At 37.6% G+C, this 25,142-nt stretch carries 21 protein-coding genes, 2 tRNA genes and 7 pseudogenes; 15 read left to right on the forward strand and 15 right to left on the reverse strand.

Annotated elements, in window-relative coordinates; translation table 11 throughout:
- Positions 1-108: 108 nt before the first annotated feature.
- The 10 genes and pseudogenes from prc to P4S71_RS18700 all read right to left on the reverse strand — a co-directional run bounded on the left by prc (position 109) and on the right by P4S71_RS18700 (position 7,110).
- On the reverse strand, positions 109-2,133 hold the full coding sequence (prc, locus tag P4S71_RS18655) for a carboxy terminal-processing peptidase (RefSeq protein ID WP_337151263.1): 2,025 nt from the start codon (positions 2,131-2,133) through the stop codon (positions 109-111).
- A gap of 25 nt (positions 2,134-2,158) precedes the next feature.
- Complete coding sequence (gene proQ, locus P4S71_RS18660) at positions 2,159-2,809, reverse strand: RNA chaperone ProQ (protein WP_007375722.1); 651 nt, start codon at positions 2,807-2,809, stop codon at positions 2,159-2,161.
- Positions 2,810-2,824: 15 nt separating this feature from the next.
- Positions 2,825-3,103 carry a hypothetical protein gene (locus tag P4S71_RS18665; RefSeq protein WP_002961910.1) on the reverse strand — a complete coding sequence of 93 codons (279 nt, stop codon included), beginning with the start codon at positions 3,101-3,103 and terminating at the stop codon, positions 2,825-2,827.
- Positions 3,103-3,561: a GAF domain-containing protein gene (locus P4S71_RS18670; protein ID WP_007375721.1), complete on the reverse strand. Its 459-nt coding sequence runs from the start codon at positions 3,559-3,561 to the stop codon at positions 3,103-3,105. Before P4S71_RS18670 ends, P4S71_RS18665 begins: the two co-directional genes overlap by 1 nt.
- Positions 3,562-3,691: 130 nt before the next feature.
- Positions 3,692-4,066: pseudogene (locus P4S71_RS18675) on the reverse strand (hypothetical protein); the annotation flags it as partial.
- Between the two features lie 180 nt (positions 4,067-4,246).
- Positions 4,247-4,495 (reverse strand): hypothetical protein, encoded by a 249-nt coding sequence (locus tag P4S71_RS18680; RefSeq protein WP_096793202.1) that lies wholly within the window; start codon positions 4,493-4,495, stop codon positions 4,247-4,249.
- An 11-nt stretch (positions 4,496-4,506) separates the two neighbouring features.
- Positions 4,507-5,328: a CPBP family intramembrane glutamic endopeptidase gene (locus P4S71_RS18685; RefSeq protein WP_337151264.1), complete on the reverse strand. Its 822-nt coding sequence runs from the start codon at positions 5,326-5,328 to the stop codon at positions 4,507-4,509.
- Positions 5,329-5,447: 119 nt separating this feature from the next.
- On the reverse strand, positions 5,448-6,317 hold the full coding sequence (locus tag P4S71_RS18690; protein ID WP_008133669.1) for a LytTR family DNA-binding domain-containing protein: 870 nt from the start codon (positions 6,315-6,317) through the stop codon (positions 5,448-5,450).
- A gap of 528 nt (positions 6,318-6,845) precedes the next feature.
- Positions 6,846-6,936, reverse strand: a tRNA-Ser gene (locus P4S71_RS18695).
- 83 nt (positions 6,937-7,019) lie between these two features.
- Positions 7,020-7,110: transfer RNA gene (locus P4S71_RS18700), tRNA-Ser, on the reverse strand.
- 250 nt (positions 7,111-7,360) lie between these two features.
- On the opposite strand from P4S71_RS18700, the gene P4S71_RS18705 reads away from it, so the two are divergent.
- The 7 genes and pseudogenes from P4S71_RS18705 to P4S71_RS18735 all read left to right on the forward strand — a co-directional run bounded on the left by P4S71_RS18705 (position 7,361) and on the right by P4S71_RS18735 (position 10,499).
- Positions 7,361-8,026: a Bax inhibitor-1/YccA family protein gene (locus P4S71_RS18705; RefSeq protein ID WP_007375716.1), complete on the forward strand. Its 666-nt coding sequence runs from the start codon at positions 7,361-7,363 to the stop codon at positions 8,024-8,026.
- Positions 8,027-8,081: 55 nt separating this feature from the next.
- On the forward strand, positions 8,082-8,435 hold the full coding sequence (tusD, locus tag P4S71_RS18710) for a sulfurtransferase complex subunit TusD (protein WP_337151265.1): 354 nt from the start codon (positions 8,082-8,084) through the stop codon (positions 8,433-8,435).
- Complete coding sequence (gene tusC, locus P4S71_RS18715; RefSeq protein ID WP_024600506.1) at positions 8,432-8,788, forward strand: sulfurtransferase complex subunit TusC; 357 nt, start codon at positions 8,432-8,434, stop codon at positions 8,786-8,788. The genes tusD and tusC overlap by 4 nt, the downstream gene beginning before the upstream one ends.
- Positions 8,785-9,051, forward strand: coding sequence for a DsrH/TusB family sulfur metabolism protein (locus P4S71_RS18720; RefSeq protein ID WP_007375713.1), 267 nt, complete (start codon positions 8,785-8,787; stop codon positions 9,049-9,051). The genes tusC and P4S71_RS18720 overlap by 4 nt, the downstream gene beginning before the upstream one ends.
- Positions 9,052-9,054: 3 nt before the next feature.
- On the forward strand, positions 9,055-9,384 hold the full coding sequence (locus P4S71_RS18725; RefSeq protein WP_007375712.1) for a TusE/DsrC/DsvC family sulfur relay protein: 330 nt from the start codon (positions 9,055-9,057) through the stop codon (positions 9,382-9,384).
- Positions 9,384-10,069 (forward strand): annotated as a pseudogene (locus P4S71_RS18730) (pseudouridine synthase). Before P4S71_RS18725 ends, P4S71_RS18730 begins: the two are co-directional and overlap by 1 nt.
- Complete coding sequence (locus P4S71_RS18735) at positions 10,062-10,499, forward strand: NUDIX hydrolase (RefSeq protein ID WP_033039907.1); 438 nt, start codon at positions 10,062-10,064, stop codon at positions 10,497-10,499. Before P4S71_RS18730 ends, P4S71_RS18735 begins: the two are co-directional and overlap by 8 nt.
- Positions 10,500-10,659: 160 nt before the next feature.
- On the opposite strand, the gene P4S71_RS18740 is transcribed toward P4S71_RS18735, so the two are convergent.
- Positions 10,660-11,931 carry a sensor domain-containing diguanylate cyclase gene (locus P4S71_RS18740; RefSeq protein WP_096793206.1) on the reverse strand — a complete coding sequence of 424 codons (1,272 nt, stop codon included), beginning with the start codon at positions 11,929-11,931 and terminating at the stop codon, positions 10,660-10,662.
- Positions 11,932-12,621: 690 nt separating this feature from the next.
- Between P4S71_RS18740 and mnmA the strand changes: the two genes are divergently transcribed.
- The 5 genes and pseudogenes from mnmA to P4S71_RS18765 all read left to right on the forward strand — a co-directional run bounded on the left by mnmA (position 12,622) and on the right by P4S71_RS18765 (position 17,425).
- Positions 12,622-13,722: a tRNA 2-thiouridine(34) synthase MnmA gene (mnmA, locus tag P4S71_RS18745; protein ID WP_007375708.1), complete on the forward strand. Its 1,101-nt coding sequence runs from the start codon at positions 12,622-12,624 to the stop codon at positions 13,720-13,722.
- Positions 13,722-14,323: pseudogene (hflD, locus tag P4S71_RS18750) on the forward strand (high frequency lysogenization protein HflD). The gene mnmA and the pseudogene hflD overlap by 1 nt, the downstream one beginning before the upstream one ends.
- Before the next feature lie 31 nt (positions 14,324-14,354).
- Positions 14,355-15,725 (forward strand): adenylosuccinate lyase, encoded by a 1,371-nt coding sequence (gene purB, locus P4S71_RS18755; protein ID WP_149602566.1) that lies wholly within the window; start codon positions 14,355-14,357, stop codon positions 15,723-15,725.
- A gap of 87 nt (positions 15,726-15,812) precedes the next feature.
- Positions 15,813-16,957 (forward strand): annotated as a pseudogene (locus P4S71_RS18760) (ribosomal protein uL16 3-hydroxylase).
- Positions 16,958-16,966: 9 nt separating this feature from the next.
- Positions 16,967-17,425, forward strand: a complete 459-nt coding sequence (locus tag P4S71_RS18765) for a GNAT family N-acetyltransferase (protein ID WP_007375704.1) — start codon at positions 16,967-16,969, stop codon at positions 17,423-17,425.
- A gap of 62 nt (positions 17,426-17,487) precedes the next feature.
- Here the strand turns inward: P4S71_RS18765 and P4S71_RS18770 are convergent.
- From P4S71_RS18770 to P4S71_RS18780, 3 genes and pseudogenes are all read right to left on the reverse strand, one after another.
- Positions 17,488-17,933 (reverse strand): annotated as a pseudogene (locus P4S71_RS18770) (DUF4826 family protein).
- Between the two features lie 117 nt (positions 17,934-18,050).
- Positions 18,051-19,453 (reverse strand): annotated as a pseudogene (locus P4S71_RS18775) (M28 family peptidase).
- A 172-nt stretch (positions 19,454-19,625) separates the two neighbouring features.
- Entirely contained in the window at positions 19,626-20,039 is a 414-nt protein-coding gene (locus P4S71_RS18780) for a hypothetical protein (protein ID WP_337151266.1), read from the reverse strand.
- 147 nt (positions 20,040-20,186) lie between these two features.
- On the opposite strand from P4S71_RS18780, the pseudogene P4S71_RS18785 reads away from it, so the two are divergent.
- Positions 20,187-20,983, forward strand: a pseudogene (locus P4S71_RS18785) (hypothetical protein).
- 6 nt (positions 20,984-20,989) lie between these two features.
- Here P4S71_RS18785 and P4S71_RS18790 read toward each other — a convergent pair.
- Positions 20,990-21,394 (reverse strand): GFA family protein, encoded by a 405-nt coding sequence (locus tag P4S71_RS18790; RefSeq protein WP_007375699.1) that lies wholly within the window; start codon positions 21,392-21,394, stop codon positions 20,990-20,992.
- Between the two features lie 218 nt (positions 21,395-21,612).
- Between P4S71_RS18790 and P4S71_RS18795 the strand changes: the two genes are divergently transcribed.
- Both P4S71_RS18795 and P4S71_RS18800 read left to right on the forward strand, forming a co-directional pair.
- Entirely contained in the window at positions 21,613-22,449 is an 837-nt protein-coding gene (locus P4S71_RS18795) for a hypothetical protein (protein ID WP_337151267.1), read from the forward strand.
- A 97-nt stretch (positions 22,450-22,546) separates the two neighbouring features.
- Positions 22,547-24,394, forward strand: a complete 1,848-nt coding sequence (locus P4S71_RS18800; RefSeq protein WP_337151268.1) for an ABC transporter ATP-binding protein — start codon at positions 22,547-22,549, stop codon at positions 24,392-24,394.
- Positions 24,395-25,142 lie beyond the last annotated feature (748 nt).

The raw sequence follows: 25,142 nt of genomic DNA on the forward strand, positions 1-25,142 counted from the left end.
TTAATGATCTAGCTCAACTTTATGTAATGGGAGATTATAACAATTTAGTAAATTATAGGTAGCAAAAAAGGCGCAAAAGCGCCTTTTTTATAGAGGTAAAACCAGGGGTTACTTCTTAGCTATGCGACCATAGTTAATATAATCTTGGGTAATTAAAGCGGCTTCTTCTAAAAATGGGTCAAGCTCTTCAATAACCTCAGGTAAATCATCTAAGTTTTCTACCGGATCTTTACCTAAACGCTTAAGACGTTCATTAGTACGTACAAGTGCACGTGCCTCACCTTCGTCTTTTTCTTTAATACGGTCTGCTTCAACTAAAGAGATCGTTTTACGATCTTTCTCTTCGTTGTATAAGGCAATATCATTAAATACATAGCCAAACTCAGGTTCTGATTTAATTCGTACCTCATGTTGCTTCTCAAGATAGGTAATAACTGGCGTTAAATTACCAAGTTTTTTATATTTCGCTTTAACAATGCTATCCCAAGGCAGTGCATTGTCTTGTTTACTTTCGCCCCATTCTGCAGGATCGATTGCTGATGGAAACGAGATGTCTGGAATCACACCTTTATGTTGCGTACTACCACCATTGATGCGGTAAAATTTAGCAATTGTATATTGCACGCTACCCAATGCATTATCATACAAGTCGTAAGCACGGCCTAAGCCTTTGTGCTGTTGAACCGTGCCTTTACCAAAGGTTTGCTCACCAATAATAACTGCGCGGCCATAATCTTGCATTGCCGCTGCAAATATTTCTGATGCTGACGCACTGTATCTATCAACTAATACCGTAAGTGGACCATCATAATAGGTAATGCCATCGCGGTCTCTTTGTTCTTCAATACGGTTATTTAAAGTGTGTATTTGAACTACAGGTCCTTGGTCAAAAAACAATCCCGAAAGCTGGGTAGCTTCATATAATGAACCACCACCATTTTGGCGTAGATCGATAATAATCCCATCAACCTTTTGCTCTTTAAGCTTAGCAAGTTCAACTTTTACATCTTTCGAAAGATTATTGTAAAAGCCAGGGATTTCAATCACACCCACTTTGCTTGTTAAATCTGAATATTTAGCTTCAAAGACCTCTGATTTAGCGGCTCTGTCTTCCAATCTGATTTTATCACGGGTAATTTCAACAACTTTTGGTGTGCCGTGAGCATCAGCGCCTTTTAAATACTGAAGACGTACTTTAGTACCTTTAGGGCCTTTAATTAAATCAACAACGTCATCTAAGCGCCAGCCAATAACATCAACAAATTCTTCACCATCTTGAGCAACACCAATAATTCGGTCATCGGCTTTAATTTGCTCTGTTTTATCCGCAGGACCACCAGGTACTAAACTGCGAATAACTGTGTAATCTTCATCTGGACTCAATACTGCACCTATGCCCTCGAGCTCTAGGTCCATATCCATTTTAAATTGTTCAGCACGACGCGGCGATAAATAAGACGTATGCGCCTCAATACTGCGTGCTAAAGAATTTAATACTAATTGAAATGCATCTTCTGGATTTGATTGCACTAAACGCTTTTCTGCATTTTTATAGCGTTTGGTCAGCACTTCTTTAATGCCTTCCCAATCTTTACCTGTCATTTTTAAACGCAGTGCATCGTACTTAACACGTTCGCGCCAAATTTCATCAAGCTCGGCTTGAGATACAGGCCACGCAGCTTCTTCACGATCAAAAAAGTATTCATCTTCTTTATCAAAGGTCATTTCTTTTTCAAGTAATGCTAGGGAATACTCGTAACGTTCAAAACGGCGTTTAAGGCTTAAATTAAAGATATCAAATGTGAAACCCAATTTGCCGGTAGTTATAGCGTTATCAAAGTCATCGCGGTATTGGTCAAAAGAAGCAATATCGCTTGCTAAAAATACGCTTTTATTAAAATCAAGGGATTCGATATAACGATCGTACACTTTACTAGAAAGCTCATCGTTAAATCGAACCGGGATATAGTGTGAACGAGTAAATAAGCTAGCCACGCGTTTGCTGGCAGTACCATGTTGACTTTCTTGCTTGAGCAGTGGTAAATCGTCAATAGTGACGGCTTCTACAGCAGCAAATAATGAACCTGAAAACAGGGCAGCAACTAACGGAATGAGCGTAAACTTTTTACTCATACAAACTCCTTAATTTATTTACAGTTTAAACGATGTATAAACTGTCAGCTTTGGTTTTAACTTGCATGCCTGTCACTAATTCAACATGAACGTCATCTTTGTTCACTTCAGTGATTACTGCATTTACAAGTGCTTGGCCAAGTTTAACCTTAACCTTATTATTAACCTTGACCTCAGTAGCTGGTAAAGGTTCAATTTTTCCTGAACGTTTAGCAGGAGCTGCTTTGGCAGGTTTATTAGCTGCAGAAGCGTTTTTATCACCTGTTTTACTAGCATGCGCTGGTTTTTTCTTAAAAGATTTAGAATCTGAGTCTTGGCGTGGACGTTGTTGTTTTTTACGTTTTGCCATTTTAGCGCGGCTTTCTTCCAATGCTTTTTGTGCATGGTCGATATGCTCTTGCTCAACTTTTTCACCTTGATTACCATCAAGATCAATACGAAACTCTGACTTAGTTACCGCTTCTAAATAACGCCAGTTAGACGTGTATTTTCTGAGCGCTTGACGAACTTGAGTCTTGCTTACTTTGTCAGAGCCTTCAATACGCTCAGCGATATCTTTGAAAATACCTACTTTAAGCGGCTTGATGCCATCTTTTTGTTTAAAACATTGTGGGAATTCTTGATACAAAAATTCCAATACTTCGTTAATATCTTTTAGCTTGTTTGTGGTTTCCATTTTAGAACCTATTTTTCACATCTTTTCATCAAGGGACGAATCGACGTAGTGTGTTACCCAGTCGACCAGCTCTTCAAAGTCGGCTTCTATTACAGCCATATCGCCTCGAAGGTGTTCCCAAATACCATTAATCGTTTCATCAATAAATTCACATTCAGAATCGTCCGGAAGACGATCCCAGGCAATATGAATCAAATCATTGAGCGTTTCCGCTACATGTTCTTCTTCGCCTTCCCAGTCGCCAACATCTTGCACAGCAAACAGGTAGTCTTGAACATTTAGCAAATCTTTCATTACAGGCTCGCCTCTAAGCATTTCACTAGCGCTTCAAGTCCGGCTTTATCGTCAGTATCAAATCGACCAACACTTGGACTATCGATATCAAGAACAGCAAATACTTTACCATTTTTCAAGATAGGTACAACAATCTCAGAATTTGACGCCGCATCACAGGCAATATGACCGTCAAAAGCGTGAACATCTTCAACTAATTGTGTTTCTGCGGTTGCCGCAGCAGTTCCACATACTCCTTTTCCTACTGGAATACGAATGCATGCAGGATTACCTTGAAACGGGCCTAGAACTAATTCAGTAGGAGAATCCATAAAGTAAAAACCCGCCCAATTCACATCTTCTAAAGAGGTAAATAATAACGCGCTTATATTTGCCAAATTGGCAATTACATTAGATTCACCAGCTATTAGTGATTCAGTTTGCTTAACTAATGACTGGTAAAAATCGTACTTTTGCATACCAAACTACTTCTTATTAAACAGACAGTAGCTAAAGGTACTCTTTGTCGTTAAAAATTGGAACCTTTAAAGGGTAAAAAAGGAAATTGCGCTGTTTATCAGCGCGCTTGGTCAATAATTCTGCGATTATTTTTGCACAATTACGAAGGCCAAATAAAAATAGTCCTGCGGCGAATCCAGACATCACACTATTAATTAAAAATATCTCGCCTGTTGAAGCACTTAATAGATAACTAAAAATAGCCCCACCTAATAACCCAAGTGTTAAAACACCTGAATAATTAACTTTTGAATACTTAAACATGAGTAAATAACCCGGCACAACAAAAGCCGCCATTGTTAAACCTACAATATGTGCATTTGATATGGCTGTCATCAATAGTTGAAAGAACACTGATAGAAAATCACCCTGCAACGCTAGTGCATAATACAAACCTAATAAACTGCCAACAATCACCGGGGACAATAATGAAAGCGCGACGCTTTTTGCAAGTTGATGTTTCATCTAATAATCCTTAATACAGCGTATAAAATTTAATGTATTAAGCATGCACCAAGATCTAAAGCTTAGAAATAGAGACTATGGTCGTAACTTATGATGATAAAACATACAACATATAAGCTAGGTAATTTAATAAAGTAATAAAAGCCCAGTTTTTAAAAGAAATAACAAATAGCTCAGTAGTTACAACTGAGCTATTTTTTGTGATAAATCGATATTTTTATTTATCGCCAACTCTTCAAGCACTATGACTCTTTCAACTAAAACGTCTAACTTTCTTTGCAGCATAACAATCGTATTTTTCTGATTTTTATCTTGTAATAAAAGTGACTTTTCTTTAGTAGTCGTTTTATAGGTAAAGTAATTTTTAATTAGCACTAAAAGTAAAAAAGGCGACAAAAAAATCATTATAATTAAAAATAATTCAAACATTATTATCTCCTTCAAGTGTTTTGTGTTGCTAATTTATAATGCTGAGACGAAAAACCTGGACGTTTTTTAAATAGCGTAGAGAGTGTTATTTGGCGCGGTTTACCACGACGGATAAGTAAGTTTACGTAGACTATGCTTAAAATTATTGCAGTTGCCTTGAACAAATTGCCTTTTAAATCCCCTGCTGCACCACCTGACATGCTAAATATGCCATAAGCCGCATTCATAAATATATGCATCCATAATGGAAACCAAATACGGTATCCACATTCGCAAAATAACCACGCAAACCAAGTTCCTGCGATTGTTGTAATTGCAACAGCCATCACAGCTGAAATAGCATCATGTCCTTGATAAATATGACCCAAACCAAATATCGTTGAGCTAATTAATGCGGCGGGAATAAACCCCCAACGACAAAAACGAAATAACACGCCGAACAAAGCAGCTCTAAAAATTATTTCTTCAAAAACTCCCGCGTATATTGAACCTGTAATTATCCCCGTAATTGAAAGGTTTAGCGCGTTACTCAAATAAGCGTAACCTATCACCATAGGTGTGCAACAAACTACCGCTGCGAGTAAATAACGTTGAAAACCTTCAATGTCGACACCTAAAACGTTGTACCAACTCTCATGTTTAAATAATAATGTTGCCAGAACTAACAATGGCCCATAAATAAACAAGTATTTAGCAGGAAATAACAAAAGGGCTGATTGTTGATCAAGGTCAGATAGGACACTTACCCAGTTATCCCCCCAGAACTCTTTCATCATGTAATGACAAAATATAAATGTGGTGATTAGTAGCAGTGCTTTAATTGTATGTTTCATACTTACCTTCTTAAGTTACAATTTTAAATTCAACTTAATCATGGCAATCACTAATTATGAAATCGATCAATTAGGGCTAAATTTCACTTTTAGTTGCTAACTACATGTTTTTGGGGCCATCAACAAACATCAGGGGTTAACAGCAAGGCTTGTTTAATGACATCAACATAAGTTCGCGAAACTGGAATTGTGAAATCAAATGAGTTCATCGATAACTGTAATCCTCCGGCATTCCCTTTACTTACTGCGACTAATTGTAAATTAACTGCATAAGACCGATGACAGCGATATAAAAATGTATTTTGGGGTAATTGTTTTAATAAACCAGTTAACGTTATACGCAGCAATTTATGAGAAACAACATCGTTTTCTATCGTTGCGAGCTCACAGTAATTATCGGCTGACTTAATAAACAATATATCCGATAGCGCAATTGTTAGCTTGTCACCTTTATTATCGCCAATAAGTGTTATTAGACGATGTGGGGGGACGTTATTTTTTTCTACCTCTTCACAAGCACGCTGTTTAGTCTTAACAACCGGTATTTTTTCAGTTGTTAAGACCATATGCTTTGCATGACGATTGACAACAAATATGAAACTAATCGGGAATAACCCCACTGCTAATGTATATACAATGAAGAGTATTTGGTTTTGCCAATGCCAAGCCCCTAACATAGCAACAACAAAATATCCGTGGTTAAACAAAGCAGTAATTAAAATATAAAGGCTGGGGGTCACTATTATTTGAAGTTTATTGCTAAGATTTAAGCGAATTAAAAAGATCTCAATAAAACCCGAAAGCAATAAAGCGCAAAACGTGACTAAGCCGTAGCCTGAAAGGCGGAGTAATTTATAAGGTTCAGTATCGTTGGTTGTACCAAAAGGTTGGAATACGAATAGAATAAATAGAGTTACTATCGAAAATAAAATTGCCCTGTATATAACCAATTTTCTTGACGCTAAATCATCTTTAAGCCACAACGTCATATTTTACATACCTTTAAAAACATGCTTGCTAATAAAATACCACAAATTCATCGCTAATTACTGGTTTCATTTTCTCAGTAAATATAAAATGATAAGTAATACCAATTAGCTTATATATGAAGTCTATTTAACGATAAAGAAATTGCGCTATAACTAGCCGAATTTTTATACCTAGTCGGCTTGGTAACTGCTCCTGCGTTATCCTACTGGCTTACATTCATGTAAGAATAAGTAAAAATTGAGTAAAACATCCGCGTCCTGCTCACGCCCCTTACTTACATACTATATGTAGGCAAACCCAAGAGCAGCGCACGCTTGGCATTTGAGCTGCGTTATCGCCTATTTATGGGGAAATGACCACATAACATAGGCTCTACCTTGAACAAAAACCAAACAGTCTACTGTAAATTCAAGCTCGAAAGATAAAAAGGCCCTAATCTGCCCATATAGACTCTATTTAACAATAATGCATTTTAGTTTTTTATAGACACAAAAAAGCCCGCTAAATTAGCGGGCTATTTTGTTATATGGTGGAGAGATAGGGATTTGAACCCTAGATGGGCTATAAACCCATGCCGGTTTTCAAGACCGGTGCATTCGACCACTCTGCCATCTCTCCGATACTGCTAAGTTAAAAGTAAGAGTGTACTAATAACTATTTAAATGAATGATACTTTAATTACCACACACTTATTAAATAAGTGGTGGAGAGATAGGGATTTGAACCCTAGATGGGCTATAAACCCATGCCGGTTTTCAAGACCGGTGCATTCGACCACTCTGCCATCTCTCCGCACGGCCTGCATAATAGGGAAACCCATCCCTTTTGTGAAGCTTTTTTTAAATTAATTGTTTAAGTGCTTAAAAAACAATTGATTTGTTTAAAGTTAAGACAAAGTGTTTTTAATTTAATCGCTAATGAACTTTTATTTAAATATTTAACTCTATTGATCTACAAAGGTTTGCCCAAACATATAAGAGTTGGTAATCTAATTTTAGTTAAATTATCGAAACACACACGTTTCACTTAAAGGAGCTCTACAATGGCGTTTAATCAATCGTACAATACCGCGAAACCGGTAATGTCTACCATTGAAACAAACAAGGTACTTAAAAACACCTACTTTTTACTAGCTATGACACTTGCATTTAGTGCAGTTACAGCCGGTATTTCAATGGCACTACAATTACCTTACTTTATGGGAATTGTGTTTACACTCGTTTCGTTCGGTTTATTATTTGTTGTAAATAAAAAAGCAGATACAGCATCGGGTGTATTTTGGGTGTTTGCTTTCACAGGTTTAATGGGGGCTGGCTTAGGTCCATTGCTTAATCATTATGCTGCATTACCAAATGGCCCAATGCTTATTATGCAAGCCTTAGGTTCTACAGCGCTTATCTTTTTTGGTTTATCTGCTTATGCACTAAATACTAAAAAAGACTTCTCATTCATGGGTGGCTTTTTAACGGTTGGCTTAATCGTTGTGATTGTAGCAAGCATCGTTAATATTTTTATTGGCAGTTCATTGATGTTTATGGTAATTAATGCAGCAGTTGTACTGATTATGTCTGGTTTGATTTTATTCGATACAAGCCGAATCATAAACGGTGGTGAAACTAACTACATTCGTGCAACAGTGTCTTTATACCTAAGCGTATATAACTTATTTACTTCTTTGCTTGCTCTACTTGGCGCAAGTGATGACTAATTAAATAGTTCTGTTAAAATAGCCCCTTTATTGGGGCTTTTTTATTGGAATTGTTTTGACACGCTTTGTTCTTTCATTACATACACCACCATCCGATCACGATACCACGCAACGCATAGTTAAATTTGCGAATGCATGTTTAGCCCAAGGGCATACCATTGATGCTATTTTTTTATACCAGCAAGGTATTTATCATGCATCTACACACTTTGATTTATCCTCAGACGAACTTCGAATTTCAGCACTTTGGCAGCAACTCGCTGATCAAAAACTAAATTTAATGCTGTGTGTTACCGCCGCGCAAAAGCGCGGGTTGGATATTAAAAACACAGGTGTATTTAAAGTCACAGGGTTAGCTGAATTTGCAATGCTTGCAAGCGACGCAGATAAATGGGTGCAATTTAAATGATAAACGTATTAGTAATGAGTCAGTGCAGCCCATTTGACGATTTAAATATTCGTGATGCACTTGATATGACATTGATATTTGCTGCTGTTGACCAAAATGTAAGTTGGTTGTTTAGCGGCCCCGCCGTTTTAGCTTTAAAAAAGCATCAGCAACCAAATGATATTGGCTTAAAAGACTTTTTTAAAAATATTAAAACACTCGAAATTTACGATGTTGAAAACATTTACGTGTGTGAAAAATCATTGCTTGATTATGGTTTAAATAAACATGATTTACTCATAGAGGCAAAAGCACTCAACTTTAGCCAACAACAAACATTAATTAAAGCCCAGCAGCATGTGGTGAATCTATGAGCACGTTACATATTTTTTCAAAGCCGCTTAACTACTACTGTGCAAATCAATTAGAAAATTTAATTTTACCAACCGATAGCATTTTGCTGGTTGGTGATGCCTGCTTTGCAAAAAAACAATTTAGGCAGTTTGCAGATACACTGTTAATACTTGAACAAGACGCGCAAGTACGTGCAATAAAATTAGCAGATAACGATAAAGCAATTAGCTATGAAGACTTTGTGGCACTCACATTATCAACTAACCAATCAATTACGTGGTAACTCATGCTTGAATTTAACAACCAACAGATTGAAACCGACAAACAAGGCTACTTGCTCGACCATACTTTATGGTCAAAGGAGCTGGCGCCTGTAATTGCTACTCAAGAAAACATCACACTGAGTGAGCAACACTGGGAAGTCATCAATTTTGTTCGTGATTTTTACATTGAATATAACACCAGCCCAGCAATTAGAATGCTTGTAAAAGCAATGGCTAAAGCACTCGGTGAGGACAAAGGTAATAGCCTTTATTTATATAAATTATTTCCTAAAGGCCCAGCTAAGCAAGCAACAAAAATTGCCGGATTACCAAAACCAGCTAGGTGCATATAATGAGAGCTAAATCAGGCAATAATCAAGCAGCACAAGCCAAGCCAAAAGAAGTACTGGCCGTACTTATTCTCGCAGTGCACTTAATAAAACGCCTTCAGGTAAAAGAGAAATAAAGCCGCAAATAGCATCTAAAGACAGAAAAATTGTGTTATTCAATAAACCATTTGATGTGCTATGCCAATTTACAGATGACGCAGACAGAAAAACGCTTGCAGAATTTATCCCGATTAAAGAAGTTTACGCCGCAGGAAGATTAGACAGAGACAGTGAAGGTTTATTGCTTTTAACAAACTGTGGAAAATTACAAAACACCTTGACTGCTCCTGATAAAAAAACGAATAAAACCTACTGGGCACAAGTTGAAGGTGAACCAACGAGTGAATCAATTAATGATTTATGTAATGGCGTAGAACTTAAAGACGGGCTTACACTCCCCGCTAACGTTAAAATAATTGATGAACCTACGATTTGGGCGCGTAATCCGCCTGTACGTGAACGAAAAGCAATCCCCACTACTTGGCTAAGCATTACCATTAACGAAGGTAAAAACAGACAAGTCCGCCGCATGACGGCTCATATTGGCCACCCTACTCTTCGCCTCATTCGCTATAGCATTGGTAACTATACGTTGGATGATATTAATTGTGGTGAATACAAAGTAATTAAGGGCGTAGTTGATGCATAAACCGCATGTTACGGTTGCAGCTATAGTAAAAAAGCAAAATGAGTTTTTACTTGTAAAAGAGCGCGATAAATTTACAAAGCAAATTTGTTACAATCAACCTGCGGGTCATTTAGAGAAAAATGAGACACTTGCACAAGCTGCAAGCAGAGAGTTACTTGAAGAAACAGGCTTAGCGCTTGAGCCTATTGGCTTTTTAGGTGTGTATAATTTGCATGCCGATAACGCAGTGCACTATTTACGGTTCTGCTTCTTATTTGAAGCACCTCAGAATATACCAGTCCCAAAACCGCTAGATAGCAACATTATTAGCGCGAATTGGCACACCTACGAGCAAATAAAATCGCTACCGCTCAGAAGTCCCTTAGTTTTAAAGTGTATTGATGATAGTCTAAATCGGCCAATATTAAGTCTCGAAACTATATACAATTAGGCTTAAACTATTTTAAGCCTAAGGCCTGTTTATCTCTCGAGGTTAAGTTTGCAGCCGTATGTTTAGTTTTTAGGTATGTCTGCGCCTGTAGTGCGTGGTTATCCCCGATAAATAGGCGCTAATGCAGCATAAATACCAAACAAAATAATATGCAGGTTATTTAATTAGCACTTAAAGCAATACAATTGCGGCCTTGTCTCTTTGCATAATAAAGTGCGCTGTCGGCTGCTTTTATAAAATTTAGCTCATCACTAGCTGTGCATTTATCTATTGTATTTATACCCATACTTACAGATAAAAAACCGGTAAAACTACCTTCATGCGCAATGGCTAAGTTTTCTATCGCTCTTTGTATCTGCTCAGCTATAAACAAAGCACCTTGCTTGTCCGTTTGTGGTAATAAAACTATAAACTCTTCCCCACCATAGCGAGCAACAAAATCCTCAGGGCGACTCACTGTTGATGCTATTTTTTGAGCCACATCATATAAACAAGTATCACCCGCTACGTGCCCGTATAAATCATTAAATTCTTTAAAGTGATCTATATCAAGGATGATTAATGACAATGAACCTTCGTACGCCTTCGCACGCTCAAACTCATGTGTTAACTTTTCGTCAAATCGACGTCTATTCGCTATTTTCGTCAGCGCATCCAAAAAAGCCATATCTCTGAGTATATCTTCTGCTTGTAAACGCTCAGTAGCATCTTTAAAAACAGCCAAAAATTCTTCCCCAATATCAATTCCTGATACCTCCATCATTACTTGAGAACCATTTTTACATGACACTCGGTAGTTATTAGCTGGAATGTCGTTGTTATTTTTCAGGGCTAGTTGCAAAGAATTGTCCCAAAGTGTTTTAGCGAACTCCCTATACTTGATATCTGGGTAAGCTTTTTGCCACCAAACATTTAGGTTGGGGACATCTTTGACCGTATAACCAAAAACGTCTACAAAGCGTTGATTTACTCTTAAAATATCGCCAGTTCTTGCACATACATTACACACTGGCATAGGTAATGCTGCGAATAATTTAGCGTAGTGGCTAAGTTCATGTTTACGCATTGGATGCTGTGTACTTTGCGATAAATAACTCATTGCCGTATTATTTTTTTCAGTATTTATCTTTTCATCCATTTCTAACGCGAAATACCATTCAAGCCACCAATATTCAACGTGAGCCAATGCTTTTTTTTCAATACGATCTTGAAAAGATGATTGCTTAATGAGGCCGAATAACTCAGTTATATGATTTGGTTCTTGATAAATACGAAGGCTTTTTAGTTTTATCAGTTCATAGAAAAGATGATAAGCGGCTTTCTTAAATTCAGTATTTGTATTTGCTGATAAATCATTTGGTGAAAAACTAGACTTTAGAGTGTAATGCTCTACGAGTGATTTTATCTCATTTATTTGATAAGCATAATTCATATATTCATTCCGTTGACTATATAGGTAGCGTCCCTAAAATTGATACCATTTAAACAATATCAACTATTTACTATTTACTATTTACTATTTACTATTTACTATTTACTATTTACTATTTACTATTTCCTATTTCCTATTTCCTAAGTGTATATTTACCCAAGTAGTTTTAAAAGAAAATACTATTAATAAAATTCAATATTTGCATGAAAAAAACTAATAAACTTAGTGCCTACTGACCTTTAGGATTAAAATTTGTTCTATATAAGTGAAATTAAATAGTGCGCGAGGTATCAGCCTAGTAGGCGGTATCTACTCCATCGTTACCGTACATACTACATCCGTCGTTAAAAATGAGTTGATTGCCCACGGACAAACCAAAGGGCGCGAATGTTTAGTATTTATGCAACGTTATCGCTTATTTATAAGAAATAGCCACACACCATAAGCGTTACCTTCCCTAAAAATCAATATACTGTTTCAAATTCAACCGCGAAAGGTAAACAGGCACTAATTAATGCGTGAAGTTATGTCCGCTCAAACGGCTCTTAAGGCTAGTTTGCTATTTGTTATACAAATAAAATAGTGACAAATTATGTCTTTGCTGCCCTACGCTCTTTAAGCACAAACAAAATACATGCTATAATCGCGGCCTTTCCAAGTTAACAGCAATCTGTATAAGCGAAATTATTCATGAGCGAAAATAGTCACATTAAAGTCATTGTTGGCATGTCCGGCGGTGTTGATTCTTCTGTATCTGCATATTTATTACAACAACAGGGCTACCAAGTTGAAGGCCTGTTTATGAAGAACTGGGAAGAAGACGACAATGATGAATATTGTGCCGCCGCTGATGATTTAAAAGATGCGCAAGCTGTGTGTGATAAATTAGGTATTGAGCTTCACACTGTTAACTTTGCAGCAGAGTATTGGGACAACGTATTTGAGTACTTTTTAGCAGAGTACAAAGCAGGTCGTACACCGAATCCAGACATAATGTGTAATAAAGAAATTAAATTTAAAGCCTTTTTAGAATTTGCGGCTCAAGCACTCGGTGCTGACTTTATTGCAACGGGTCACTATGTTCGCCGTGAGCTTCGCGATGACAAATACGTTATGTGTCGCGGACTTGATAACAATAAAGATCAAAGCTACTTCTTATATACCCTAAGCCATGAACATATTGGCCAAACGTTATTCCCGGTAGGCGATATCGAAAAACCAGAAGTACGCCGCATAGCAGAAGAGCAAGACCTAATCACACACGATAAAAAAGACAGCACAGGTATCTGCTTTATTGGTGAGCGTAAATTTAAAGATTTTTTACAAAAGTTCTTACCAGCACAACCTGGCGTTATTGAAGACACTGACGGTAATAACGTAGGCGAGCACGAAGGCTTAATGTACCACACACTTGGACAACGCAAAGGCTTGTTAATTGGTGGTATGAAAGAAGGTTCTGGCGAACCATGGTACGTAGTTGATAAAGACTTAGAACGTAACGTACTTATTGTGGGCCAAGGTAAAGATCACCCTCGCCTATACAGTAATGGTCTTAATGCAAACCAATTGCATTGGGTTGATCGCATTGGTCCTAAAGGTACCACTCGCTGCACAGTAAAAACACGTTACCGCCAAGAAGACTTAAGCTGTACCCTACTTGTAGGTGAAGACGGCATGGCCCGCGTATTGTTCGACGAGCCACAAAAAGCAGTGACACCTGGTCAATCTGCCGTATTTTACGCAGAAGATGTGTGTTTAGGCGGTGGTATTATTGATTCGGTGATCAAGTAATGAATCAATACCAAGTCATGGCGCTTGCCGCCATGTGTCAAGTTGCTAAGCAAGTTCAAAAAATTGCCCAGTACGGCAGTAATAATGAGCACGACTTAGAAGTATTACTTTCAAGCATTATTCAAACATCACCGGCTTCGCCAGAAGATGTTTACCAAGGTACTGAAAACTTACGTGATGGCTATAAAACATTAATGGCGCAGCTAACCGCAGGTGCTCAAAAAGATGTTGAAATAGTAAAGTACGTAGGTGGTTTAATGCAGCTTGAACGTGCACTAAATGCAAACGACAAGAGCTTAAACGAATTAGGCAAACGAATTGATGATATTCATCGTCGTTTAGATCATTTTGCTATTACCGACGAGAGCGTTGTTGCCGGCTTAGCAGATATATACTCGTCGGTGCTGAGCCCCTTGGGCACCGAATACAGGTTTATGGTAAACCCGAGTTATTAAAACAGCAGCTCACTCAAAATAAAATCCGTGCGCTATTACTAGCCGGTGTTAGAAGTGCAGTATTATGGCGACAAATGGGCGGTAAACGCCGTCACTTTTTCTTTTCAAAAAGAAAAATACTCGCCATTGCTAAATCAAAAATTTAACTATCGTTCAAACTAAAATTTAGGAGTTATTATGGAGCTTTCAGCGTTAACGGCTATCTCTCCAGTGGATGGTCGCTACGGCAGCAAAACCACTGAACTACGCAGTATTTTCAGCGAATTTGGCTTAATTAAATACCGCGTAATTGTTGAAGTGCGTTGGTTGCAAGCGTTAGCTGCAGCAAGCGATATAAAAGAAGTACCTGCATTTAGCGAAGAAGCTAATGCACTACTTAACGCTATTGTAGATAACTTCAGTGAAGCTGATGCACAGCGCGTTAAAGATATTGAACGCACTACAAACCACGATGTTAAAGCGGTTGAATACTTATTAAAAGAAAAAGTAGCCGATAACAGTGAGCTTCATGCAATCAATGAATTTATTCACTTTGCTTGTACTTCAGAAGATATTAACAATCTATCTCATGGTTTAATGCTTAGCGAAGCACGTAACAAGGTTTTGCTTCCTTATTGCGATGAGCTTTTAAGCGCAATTAAAGAAAAAGCGATTGAGTACAAAGCAATCCCAATGATGACTCGTACGCACGGGCAACCAGCTACACCATCAACGATGGGTAAAGAGTTTGCTAACGTATACATGCGTTTAAAGCGTCAACGAGACCAAATTGCTCAAGTAGAAATGCTAGGTAAAGTTAACGGTGCTGTTGGTAACTACAACGCTCACCTTAGTGCATACCCAGATTACGACTGGCATACTCACGCAGATAAATTTGTATCAAGCTTAGGTTTAACACTTAACCCATTTACTACACAAATTGAACCGCATGACTATATTGCAGAGTTGTTTGACGCAATTGCACGTTTTAATACTATTTTGCTCGATTTTGACCGTGACATGTGGGGCTACATTGCCCTTAATCACTTTAAGCAAAAAACAATTGCTGGCGAAATTGGCTCATCAACAATGCCGCATAAAGTTAACCCAATTGATTTTGAAAACTCAGAAGGTAACTTAGGCTTAGCAAACGCTATTTTTGCTCATCTTGCACAAAAATTACCAGTTTCTCGCTGGCAGCGTGACCTTACCGATTCAACGGTATTACGTAACTTAGGTGTAGGTATGGGTTATGCGATTATTGCATACCAATCAACACTTAAAGGTGTAAGCAAGCTTGAAGTAAACGAGCAACGTTTAGCTGACGAGCTTGATCAAAACTGGGAATTGCTAGCCGAGCCGATTCAAACCGTTATGCGTAAATATGGCATTGAAAAGCCATACGAAAAACTTAAAGATTTAACACGCGGTAAACGTGTAAATCAAGAAATAATGGCTGACTTTATCGATGGTCTTGACCTTCCAGAGCACGCCAAAGTAGAAATGAAAAAACTAACACCTGCTAATTACATTGGTCGTGCTGTTGAGTTTATTGATGATTTAGTTTAAAAACTAAATTGCTCTTTTAAAAAGCGAAAGGATCATCCTTTCGCTTTTTTTGTTTTACCCCATTGCACTAACTAGTAGGCATAATGTATGTATCAATTAAAAATAAATAATTTGTCTGAGCAAGAGTTTTTAAGCCATTATTGGCAAAAAAACCGCTTTTAATCAAACAAGGTTTTACTGATTTTCAAGACCCACTTGATGCTAATGAGCTTGCCGGTCTCGCAATGGAAGAAAGCATAGAGTCACGCATTATCACCAATCATAAAAATGATTGGCAAACGCACCAAGGTCCATTTGAAGACTTTGAGCAGTTAACAGACGATCACTCTACATTGCTCGTGCAAGCAGTTGATCACTGGCATAGCGATGCTGCACAACTACTAGAACCATTTAGGTTTATTCCAAACTGGCGCATAGATGATTTAATGATCAGCTATTCAACGCCTAATGGTGGTGTTGGCCCACACTTAGATCAGTACGATGTATTTATTATTCAAGGCGAAGGCAAACGTCATTGGCGTGTAGGTCTGCCTGATCCGACACTTAAGCAGTTTGCTCAAAACAAAAAATTACTGCAAGTAGAAGCATTTGAAGCCGTAATAGATTGCATATTAGAGCCCGGCGATATTTTATATATTCCACCTGGGTGTCCTCACGAAGGTTACGCTGTAGAAAATGCACTCAATTACTCAGTTGGTTTTAGAGCCCCTAATCAACAAGATTTATTGTCGAGCTTCGCCGATCATATTATTGATACCGAAAGTGGTCAAAAACGCTACACCGATGGTAATCTCACACTCAGAGAATCTAAAGGTGAGCTTAATAATATTGAAGTCACTAAAGTTAAAACATTAATGCAAGGACTGCTTGAAAACGACACGTTATTCAAACAATGGCTAGGAACAACCTTAAGCCAACCTAAACATGAAATGGACTTAGCGCCTGTTGAAGAGCCATTTTCAGCTGAGCAAATAACGAATGCATTAACTAATAACACCATTGTGTTTGAACGCTTAGGTGGCACACGCGCTATTTATCAATTGCTTGAAGAAAACATTTTGTTAAGTGTAAACGGCGAAAATTACACTGTGTTATTAACTGACTTAGCTGCTGTGAAACTACTAACTGACGATATCGAGTTTGAAGCCTCGCAGTTAAAATTTTTAAAACCTAGCCTAGTATTTATTCAAACCTTTACTACACTCGTTAATGAGGGAATTTGGTTTAACTAGGAGTTTGCCATGGGCTATCAAGTTGATAAAGTAGAATGGGCTATACGTAAGGATATGCTTCAACTAATTCGTGAGCGTGTTTTTGTTTATGAATTACACATACCTAAACGTATAGAATTTGATAGCCTAGATAAATTTGCGTTGCATGTACTTGTTACAGACGACACTCACTGCCCCGTTGCTACAGGCCGATTATGTACTGATGGCTTAATTGGTCGAATAGCTGTGCTACCCGCACACCGAAACCGCAATGTATATAAATCGCTTCTCAATTTCATTATTGATTTAGCATCAAATCAGGGGATAGAAGCTGTCAGTATTAATTGTATTCTAGATGAAGTAGAACGTTTTAAGCGAAATGGCTTTATTCAGCAAGGAAATGTGTTTATGGAGGCGGGAATTCCTAGGCAACGTATGCAATGCTCTGTTTCGGCGTTTAATACAACGCCTTTCACACTTGTCCATTAGATTAAGAAAAGGGCAATAAATAAACCATCACCCTCTACTTTTTTACTTAACCCAAGCTGTAGTTACTTTGCCTCATTTGCCCACAGAGGTTCATTTTCATACATTTCATACAAGCCATGTGCTCTATTTATAAGTAAGTTAGCAAAATCTACCTGCGTTTTGTCACGGACGCCTGTACTCATAATTTGATCCGCTTTTAATTGCCACTGCAAAGAAAAGTAACGCATTGCATCGCGGGCATCTGTAGCCGCACTAACCTCAGCATGATCTGTAGGTAACCGCCCTGTTACCACCCAATATGTTTTACCATTTTGTGCTTTAAATTTCCACATTGCGCAAAGTGGCGCTAAAAATCGGCTATCTTTATCAACTACTGATTTTGGCATAATGCCCTTTTCAGCTAAGTGCTTTTGCGCTGCCTGAAAACATTCACGCTGCCATGCAACACGTTGTTGCTCAGCTAAAGCTTGCTCTTGTGCTGTTAACGGTTTTTTTCTTGTTGCTGCATTTTTAATAACCTTTTACTTCTTTTTTTACACTCTAAGGGCTTAGTAAATAAGGTGCAAGTATAAAATGGCCGTTTACACCTTCAAGCGCTCTGTTTGCTGAATTTTCAGCCAAACTACTATTTTATATTGTGATCAAACGAACCTACATCACCCGGAAAAACTACTGGAGACTCAACACCGTCTTTACTAACAGAGGCTACACCAAAGTAATAATTATCAATCACTACATTTTTAAGTGTGTACTGTGAAACCCTACCAACGTATTTACTAAACTGCCATTGCGGCTCGCTCGTGTAACGCCAATAAATTTTGTAACCCGCAATATTTTCATCACTGCTTTGTTGCCATGAAAACGACGTATCAGCTGTAACTGCTCCTGTTATTTTAACTTCTTTTGGCGGTGCGGGCGCCCACGCCATTGATGCCATCGTTACCGCATTAAGTGAAGTTAACTTGGCCGTATAGTCAAAATCAACGCCCTCAATAGTATCACCATACTCAACCCCATTTTCGGTGCGTAAATCTTGATGCTGGCGATCGTAATGCTCGTTAGTTTCCATAATACGCACTGCTGCAAAACCTGCATCGTTAAATGGACGATGATGCCCACCACGGCCAAACCTATCTAATCGATATACAAGTATTGTATCTAAATTAGGAATGTATCTATCAGCAATAGTATCTATGTAGCGCGCTAAATTACGACTCGCAGAATCAACTTCACCACCTGTAAAGCGCCGAGTATTAGCTTGCTCTTTTGTTTCTACAACACGGGTACCTTCTGAAAATATACGTGCAGTTGTATTATCGGTTACCCCATTAATACCGGTAATATTGCCAATCATATCGTTGTTTAAAACGCCATGAACTTGCCAGTTATGCTTTTGTGCATAAGCCGTTAATATTTTCCCGCCAAACAAACCTTGCTCTTCGCCCGAAAGCGCCGCGTAAACTACCGAACCATTAAATTTGTATTTACTTAAAACACGAGCTGCTTCTATTACTCCTGCCACGCCTGATGCGTTATCATTTGCCCCAGGTGAATCACTCGTAAAGTCCATAACATCACTTACACGAGAATCTATGTCACCCGACATCATCACCATCCGATTAGGCTCGCTCGACCCTCGCTGAATAGCCACTATATTAACCACTTCAACAGGATTAGGAATGCGTTTTTCGCCCGATATAGTGTCCTTTACTTCAATAATTTCTAGGCAACCGCCACACTGTGCGGATATTTTTTCAAATTCTTTTTTATCCAGCGCCTAGCCGCACCAATGCCTCGAGTATCCGATTTAGTTTCTGAAAGCGTATGGCGAGTACCGAAATCCACCAGCGTTTGAATGTCACTACCAATACGTTCGGCTGATACTTTAGCTGCTATATCATGTAACTTTTGTTGGTCGGTATATTGAAGTTGTGTTTTCCCATGTGCTGATAGTGCAAGTGTGCAGGCGCCTGCAATTGCAGTAAATTTAAGTAACGTTGTTGTTATTTTCAAAGGTGTTTTAAGCATTTATTAGCTCCTAATTATTATAGTGTAACCATTACTTAACTAAGATTTTATGGCAATACATTTGAGGTAGATGTAGAAAGGAGCACGCTAAAGCGCATTTACAAGAGGTTACGCGGATAGTAAAAGCCATTTAATTCCAATAGATACTGGGCCAAAACTGATTATGTATACTTTAATGAGTGGTTTTAATACCAAATTCTTTTAAAAACGCCTTATGTCCTCCTAAGCTTGCAAGCACACCAGCAGAAAACATAAATATTAATACAAATGCTAAACAGCTCAAAAAATCAGAATTATTTGCAGGATTAATATAGTAGTTAAGTAAAAAACCACTTAATACACCTATAAAAGCAATTTTGTTAAATAAAAAGTAACTTGGGATCTCAAATGCCCAAACAGAGGTATTGTTTACAAACTGCCTATATCCATACGTAATAAAAGCCAGCATACCAATAATACTAATTACAAAAGTAGATACTGTCGTTAATAGACTCATATTTTTATAAATAAGCGCATGTCCTAATTGTAAAGAATAAATAAATACTGCAAACCATACTAAAACAGCTGGCCCTAAAATTAATCCCATTTTCAATCCTTGAATAATACTTAAGTAGTTAATTGCCAATACAATATTATAGTAATAAGTGAAATTACATGTGTTCTGCACAATAATCTATTTAAAAATTTATTTTTCGTGGCACACTATGAATGTGTTTATAAAAAAGTTTAAGTTATGCGTCAGCTAAAAAACGATACCATTGAAGCAAACCAAATCAAATCAGAACAAACTGATTTTGGCCCTATAACTGTATTTCAAAATCAACAGTATCGTTGGCTAACACTTGCACAAAAAAAGATGAAGATATTACTATTCAAGGTGTTATGTGCCTTGTGCATCCAGAACAAGTAATCGTCCCTGTAAATCAATGCATGTTGCTCTTTTTACTTAAACCTGTAAATACACTAAACATATTAAATTTAGGCTTAGGAACCGCAGGGTTTGAGCGAATCATGTATCACCTGCAAAACCATACGCCTTACATAAATATCATTAATACATTTAGTACAATCGAAATAAACCCAAATATAGCCTCTATTGCAACGCAATTATTTAACCTACCAAGTAACCACAATATCCACTTACAATGCGCTGAGCAGTATATTTCAAAATGCACAGCTAACTTTAACGTAATTACTATTGATATTTTTAGTGGTGAACATCATCAGCCTTTTTTAACCAGTGACAGCTTTTGGCAAAACATAAATCGCTGTAGTGAGCCAAATACTCAAGTAATCGTTAATTTAAACCCGCAAACAGGTCAAGAATTACAAGCCCTTTTGGTACTGATAAGGCAACATTTTAAATGCTTGGCGCTAATAGAGTTTAATGAATATAAAAATATAGTATTGATATTGTGCCAACATACGTTGATGCATATTAACGTTGATGAAATACAAAACTCACCTGTGTTTAAAAATTTTGCGCCAGACCTTTATAAAAGTATTAACAGTATTTACCACATTGAATAAAACGTCTTACCGCCCAGGTTCATGTTTTTCATAGCACGGTAAGCTTGTTTCTAACAGCTCCCAGTTAGCCTTAGATGTAACAAAGTTATGCGACAATACTTGTTCAGTAATATCGCTATCAAATATACCTAGACGAATTCGTATTCTGCTTTTGTCATCTGCATTACTACTATAAACAGGAGAGCCACAACATTTACAAAAATAGCGCGTACGCCCTGCTTTAAAACTATATTCACTGAGTCGTTCTTGCCCTTTCGTTATTGTAAAGTCATCTGTATTTACAAAGCCATTAGTTGCAAATGCAGTCCCGCTATTTTTTCTACATAGTGAACAATGGCAATGAATAATGCTGGTTATACTACCCAATACTTCAACACTTACTTCACCGCACAAACACGAACCCGTATACATAAAACGTCCTAATAATTTAATTAATTTCAACTCAGCTAAAATTCGCTGAGCTGATTGAATACAATGACAATATTACATTTTTCAAGCTCTATCAAACCATAACTAATGTTTTAATGATTGACATAAAAAAGTTAAATTGGTTATATGGCTTTTAATAAAAACTATAGCCAAAATTTAAATTGGTTAACCAAATATCAATAATATTACGAGAGCCAATTATGTCTTCTAAACACATTTTATTTCTTTACTTATTCAGCACGCTATCAGCATGTTCAAACATTCAAGAAAACACATCGAGCGATTGGCTGCTTATTGATGACTTTGAACATTCACTTAGCAAGTGGCAAAGTGTTGATACTCAAAATGAAACCAAACCACAAGTTAAAATTCCACAAATAACAGTTATACAACCAGAACAAGCAATCGCATCTGTTAATCATTATTTACTAAAAAAGCCTGCGGCAGAAGGCATTGTAGGAAATCGTAAAGCGCTTTCTTATACAAAGCTTCCACTAGCGGTTGAAGTTGGTCAAACCTACACATTTTATATACGTATAAACGTCGCTGCGTTTCCCAATAATCACGCTTTTGGGCTGAGTAATCTTACTCCGGAGTTAATTAATAAACATGCGTACGATGCATTTGAGCCAACACTTCGCGTAACCGATAAAACAGAATCAAACGGGCTTGTAAACGATGGCGCATTAATGGTTAAAACCGATAGCGGGTATAGCAATATTCAAAACTACACTAGTAAGCAATCAGCCAAGCCTCTGCAAACAAATACCTGGTACGACGTATGGTATGTTGTTAATAACGCAGCAACCTCAGAGCAAGGTCAGCAATATGATGTTTATGTAAAAGGTGGTGAATTTAGCAAGCGAACTCTGGTATATAAAAATGCACAATTTAGAATGAAGCGCGAACAACCGCTTATATACTTTTTAGCAAACTGTAATACGGGCCCAATTAAAAAACCTTATGGTAATGGTGGGCTCAAATACGATGATTTATACATGAGCGAAGGAATAAATCTAAGTAACCCAACGCAATAAATAAGAATAATACTCATAATTAATGACCTACAAACCTGCATTTAAAAATACTTAAATGGTATAATACTCGCCATTATTTGCCATTTAAGTTTTTAAAATGTATCGATTATTTGAAAAAATGACAAAAGCATTTCCTGAGGATCAACCTACTCAGCCGCCTTCGACTTTATTTGCTTTTTGTCGTCACTACACCAAAGGAATGGAACTGTCGTTGGTGCTAATGTCAATCAGCGCCGCCATACTCGCTATTTTAGAGGTTTCTTTATTTAGCTATATGGGGCAGCTTGTTGATTGGTTAACGGCCTACACACCCGAAACCTTGTTTGTAGAGCAAAAATCAGAACTTATCAAAATGGCTGTCATGCTCTTACTGGTATTGCCCGTAGTCGTATTTTTTCATTCTGCTATTTTGCACCAAGCATTGCTGGGCAATTACCCTATGTCGATTCGCTGGTTAGCGCATCGTTATTTACTGCGTCAAAGCGTGAGCTTTTATCAAAATGAATTTGCTGGACGAATAGCCACTAAAGTACTGCAAACCTCTTTAGCCGTTCGCGAAACAGTGACTAAACTACTCGATGTATTAATGTATATCGTGGTTTATTTTGGCTCAATGGTATTTTTAGTTGCCGAAGCTGATTGGCGCTTAATGATCCCTTTACTGATTTGGTTAGTTTTATACATTTGCGTACAGCTTTATTTTGTACCGCGCCTTAAAAAAATTGCCAGCTCACAAGCCGATGCGCGCTCAGAAATGACTGGTCGTATTGTTGATAGCTACACTAATATTTCTACCATTAAATTGTTTTCGTATACCCAACGTGAAGAGCAATACGCAAAACAAAGCATGGATGTATTTTTACAGCCCGTGTACAAGCAAATGCGCTTAGTAACCAGCTTAAACTTTGTTATTCAAAGCTTAAATTACCTATTAGTATTTTCGGTTGCCGCTGTATCACTTTATTTATGGTCGCTTAGCGCAATTAGCGCCGGAGCTATTGCAGTTGCTGTTAGCTTAGCGCTTAGATTAAACGGTATGGCGCAGTGGATCATGTGGGAAATAAGCAGCTTGTTCGAAAACATTGGCACCGTAGCCGATGGCATGAAAACACTTTCTAACCCTATTGAAGTTGCCGATAAACCAAATGCCGATACGCTTAACGTAAGCCAAGGCGCCATTGAGTTTAACAACGTACACTTTAACTACGGTAAAGCGGCAAACGAAACTAATCGAAGCCCAGTAATGAACGGTTTAAACTTAAATATTAAACCTGGCGAAAAAATTGGTTTAGTCGGTCGCTCTGGCGCGGGTAAATCAACACTTGTTAACTTATTACTGCGCTTTTACGATACAAACTCAGGAACAATAAAAATTGATGGGCAAAACATCACAGACGTAAGCCAAGAAAGCCTACGCCGATATATAGCCATGGTAACGCAAGATACCTCCTTGCTTCATCGCTCAGTAAAAGACAACATTTTGTACGGTCGCCCCGATGCAACCCACGATGAAATGCTCAACGCCACCAAACAAGCTAAAGCACTTGAGTTTATAAATGACTTAGTCGACAGCAAAGGCAATAAAGGCTTTGATGCACAAGTGGGCGAACGCGGTGTTACGCTTTCGGGCGGTCAACGCCAACGTATTGCTATTGCACGTGTGCTACTTAAAAATGCCCCCATACTTATACTCGACGAAGCCACCAGCGCACTCGACTCTGAAGTAGAAGCTGCAATTCAGGCAAGTCTTGATGATTTAATGACAGGCAAAACAGTTATTGCCATAGCGCATAGGCTCTCAACCATTGCGCAAATGGATAGATTAATTGTACTCGATGATGGGGGCGTGGTTGAACAAGGCACTCACGAGGAACTAATCGCTAAAGCCGGAATTTACGCTGCACTTTGGACTCACCAAACTGGCGGATTTATAGGAGTAGATTGATCATATAAGACCCTAGATATTAGCCTTTATTTTGATGCAACTAAAAACATAAAAGCGAAGCTGCTTACAAGGCTCTTCGCTTTAAATGTAAATTTTTTGTTTCATGAAACATTTGTCTAAATATTAGTGTCGTTCACTGCTTTGTAAAACGTTCATTCACTTCATATTTCTAATTGTTAAAATATTAATAACTCAACGTCCCTAGCATAGCTCTTTACTATAGATTTAAATAAAAATTGTAAAAATAAAAACAAATTATTTTTCAATTTATACATCAAGTTATAAAAAAATCCAACCTTGCTTCATTAAAAATATTTCTCTAGTTCCAATATTAGGTATTTATTAGCAGTAGTAATATCTCTATTTTGATAAAAGTTAAACTGATTGATACAGAGAAAAAACATCTCGCCCAAGCAAAAACACAATGTTAACAGGTGCGATTAAGTTATTAACAAAATAAATATTTAATTATCTATTGTTAACAATGTGTAATTATGTAAACATTAAACAGTTGCTTTGGTGTTACTTTAAAATCAGTACAACAAAGTTACATTACACACTATTTCACTTTTATTAAAACGTATCCATGTCGGTGTGCTTATGCTGGTATTTTCATAAGCTTGAGTTTGAATATGGATACAAATAATAGAAGGTACACACAAAAGAGATTGTTTCATCTAGGGCCTGTTTATCTTTCGATGATTAAATTCACTAAAGTTACTCGCACTAGTTAAAGAAGCATATCTAC

Source organism: Pseudoalteromonas sp. B62 (assembly GCF_037162565.1).
GTDB classification, from domain to species: Bacteria; Pseudomonadota; Gammaproteobacteria; order Enterobacterales; family Alteromonadaceae; genus Pseudoalteromonas; species Pseudoalteromonas fuliginea.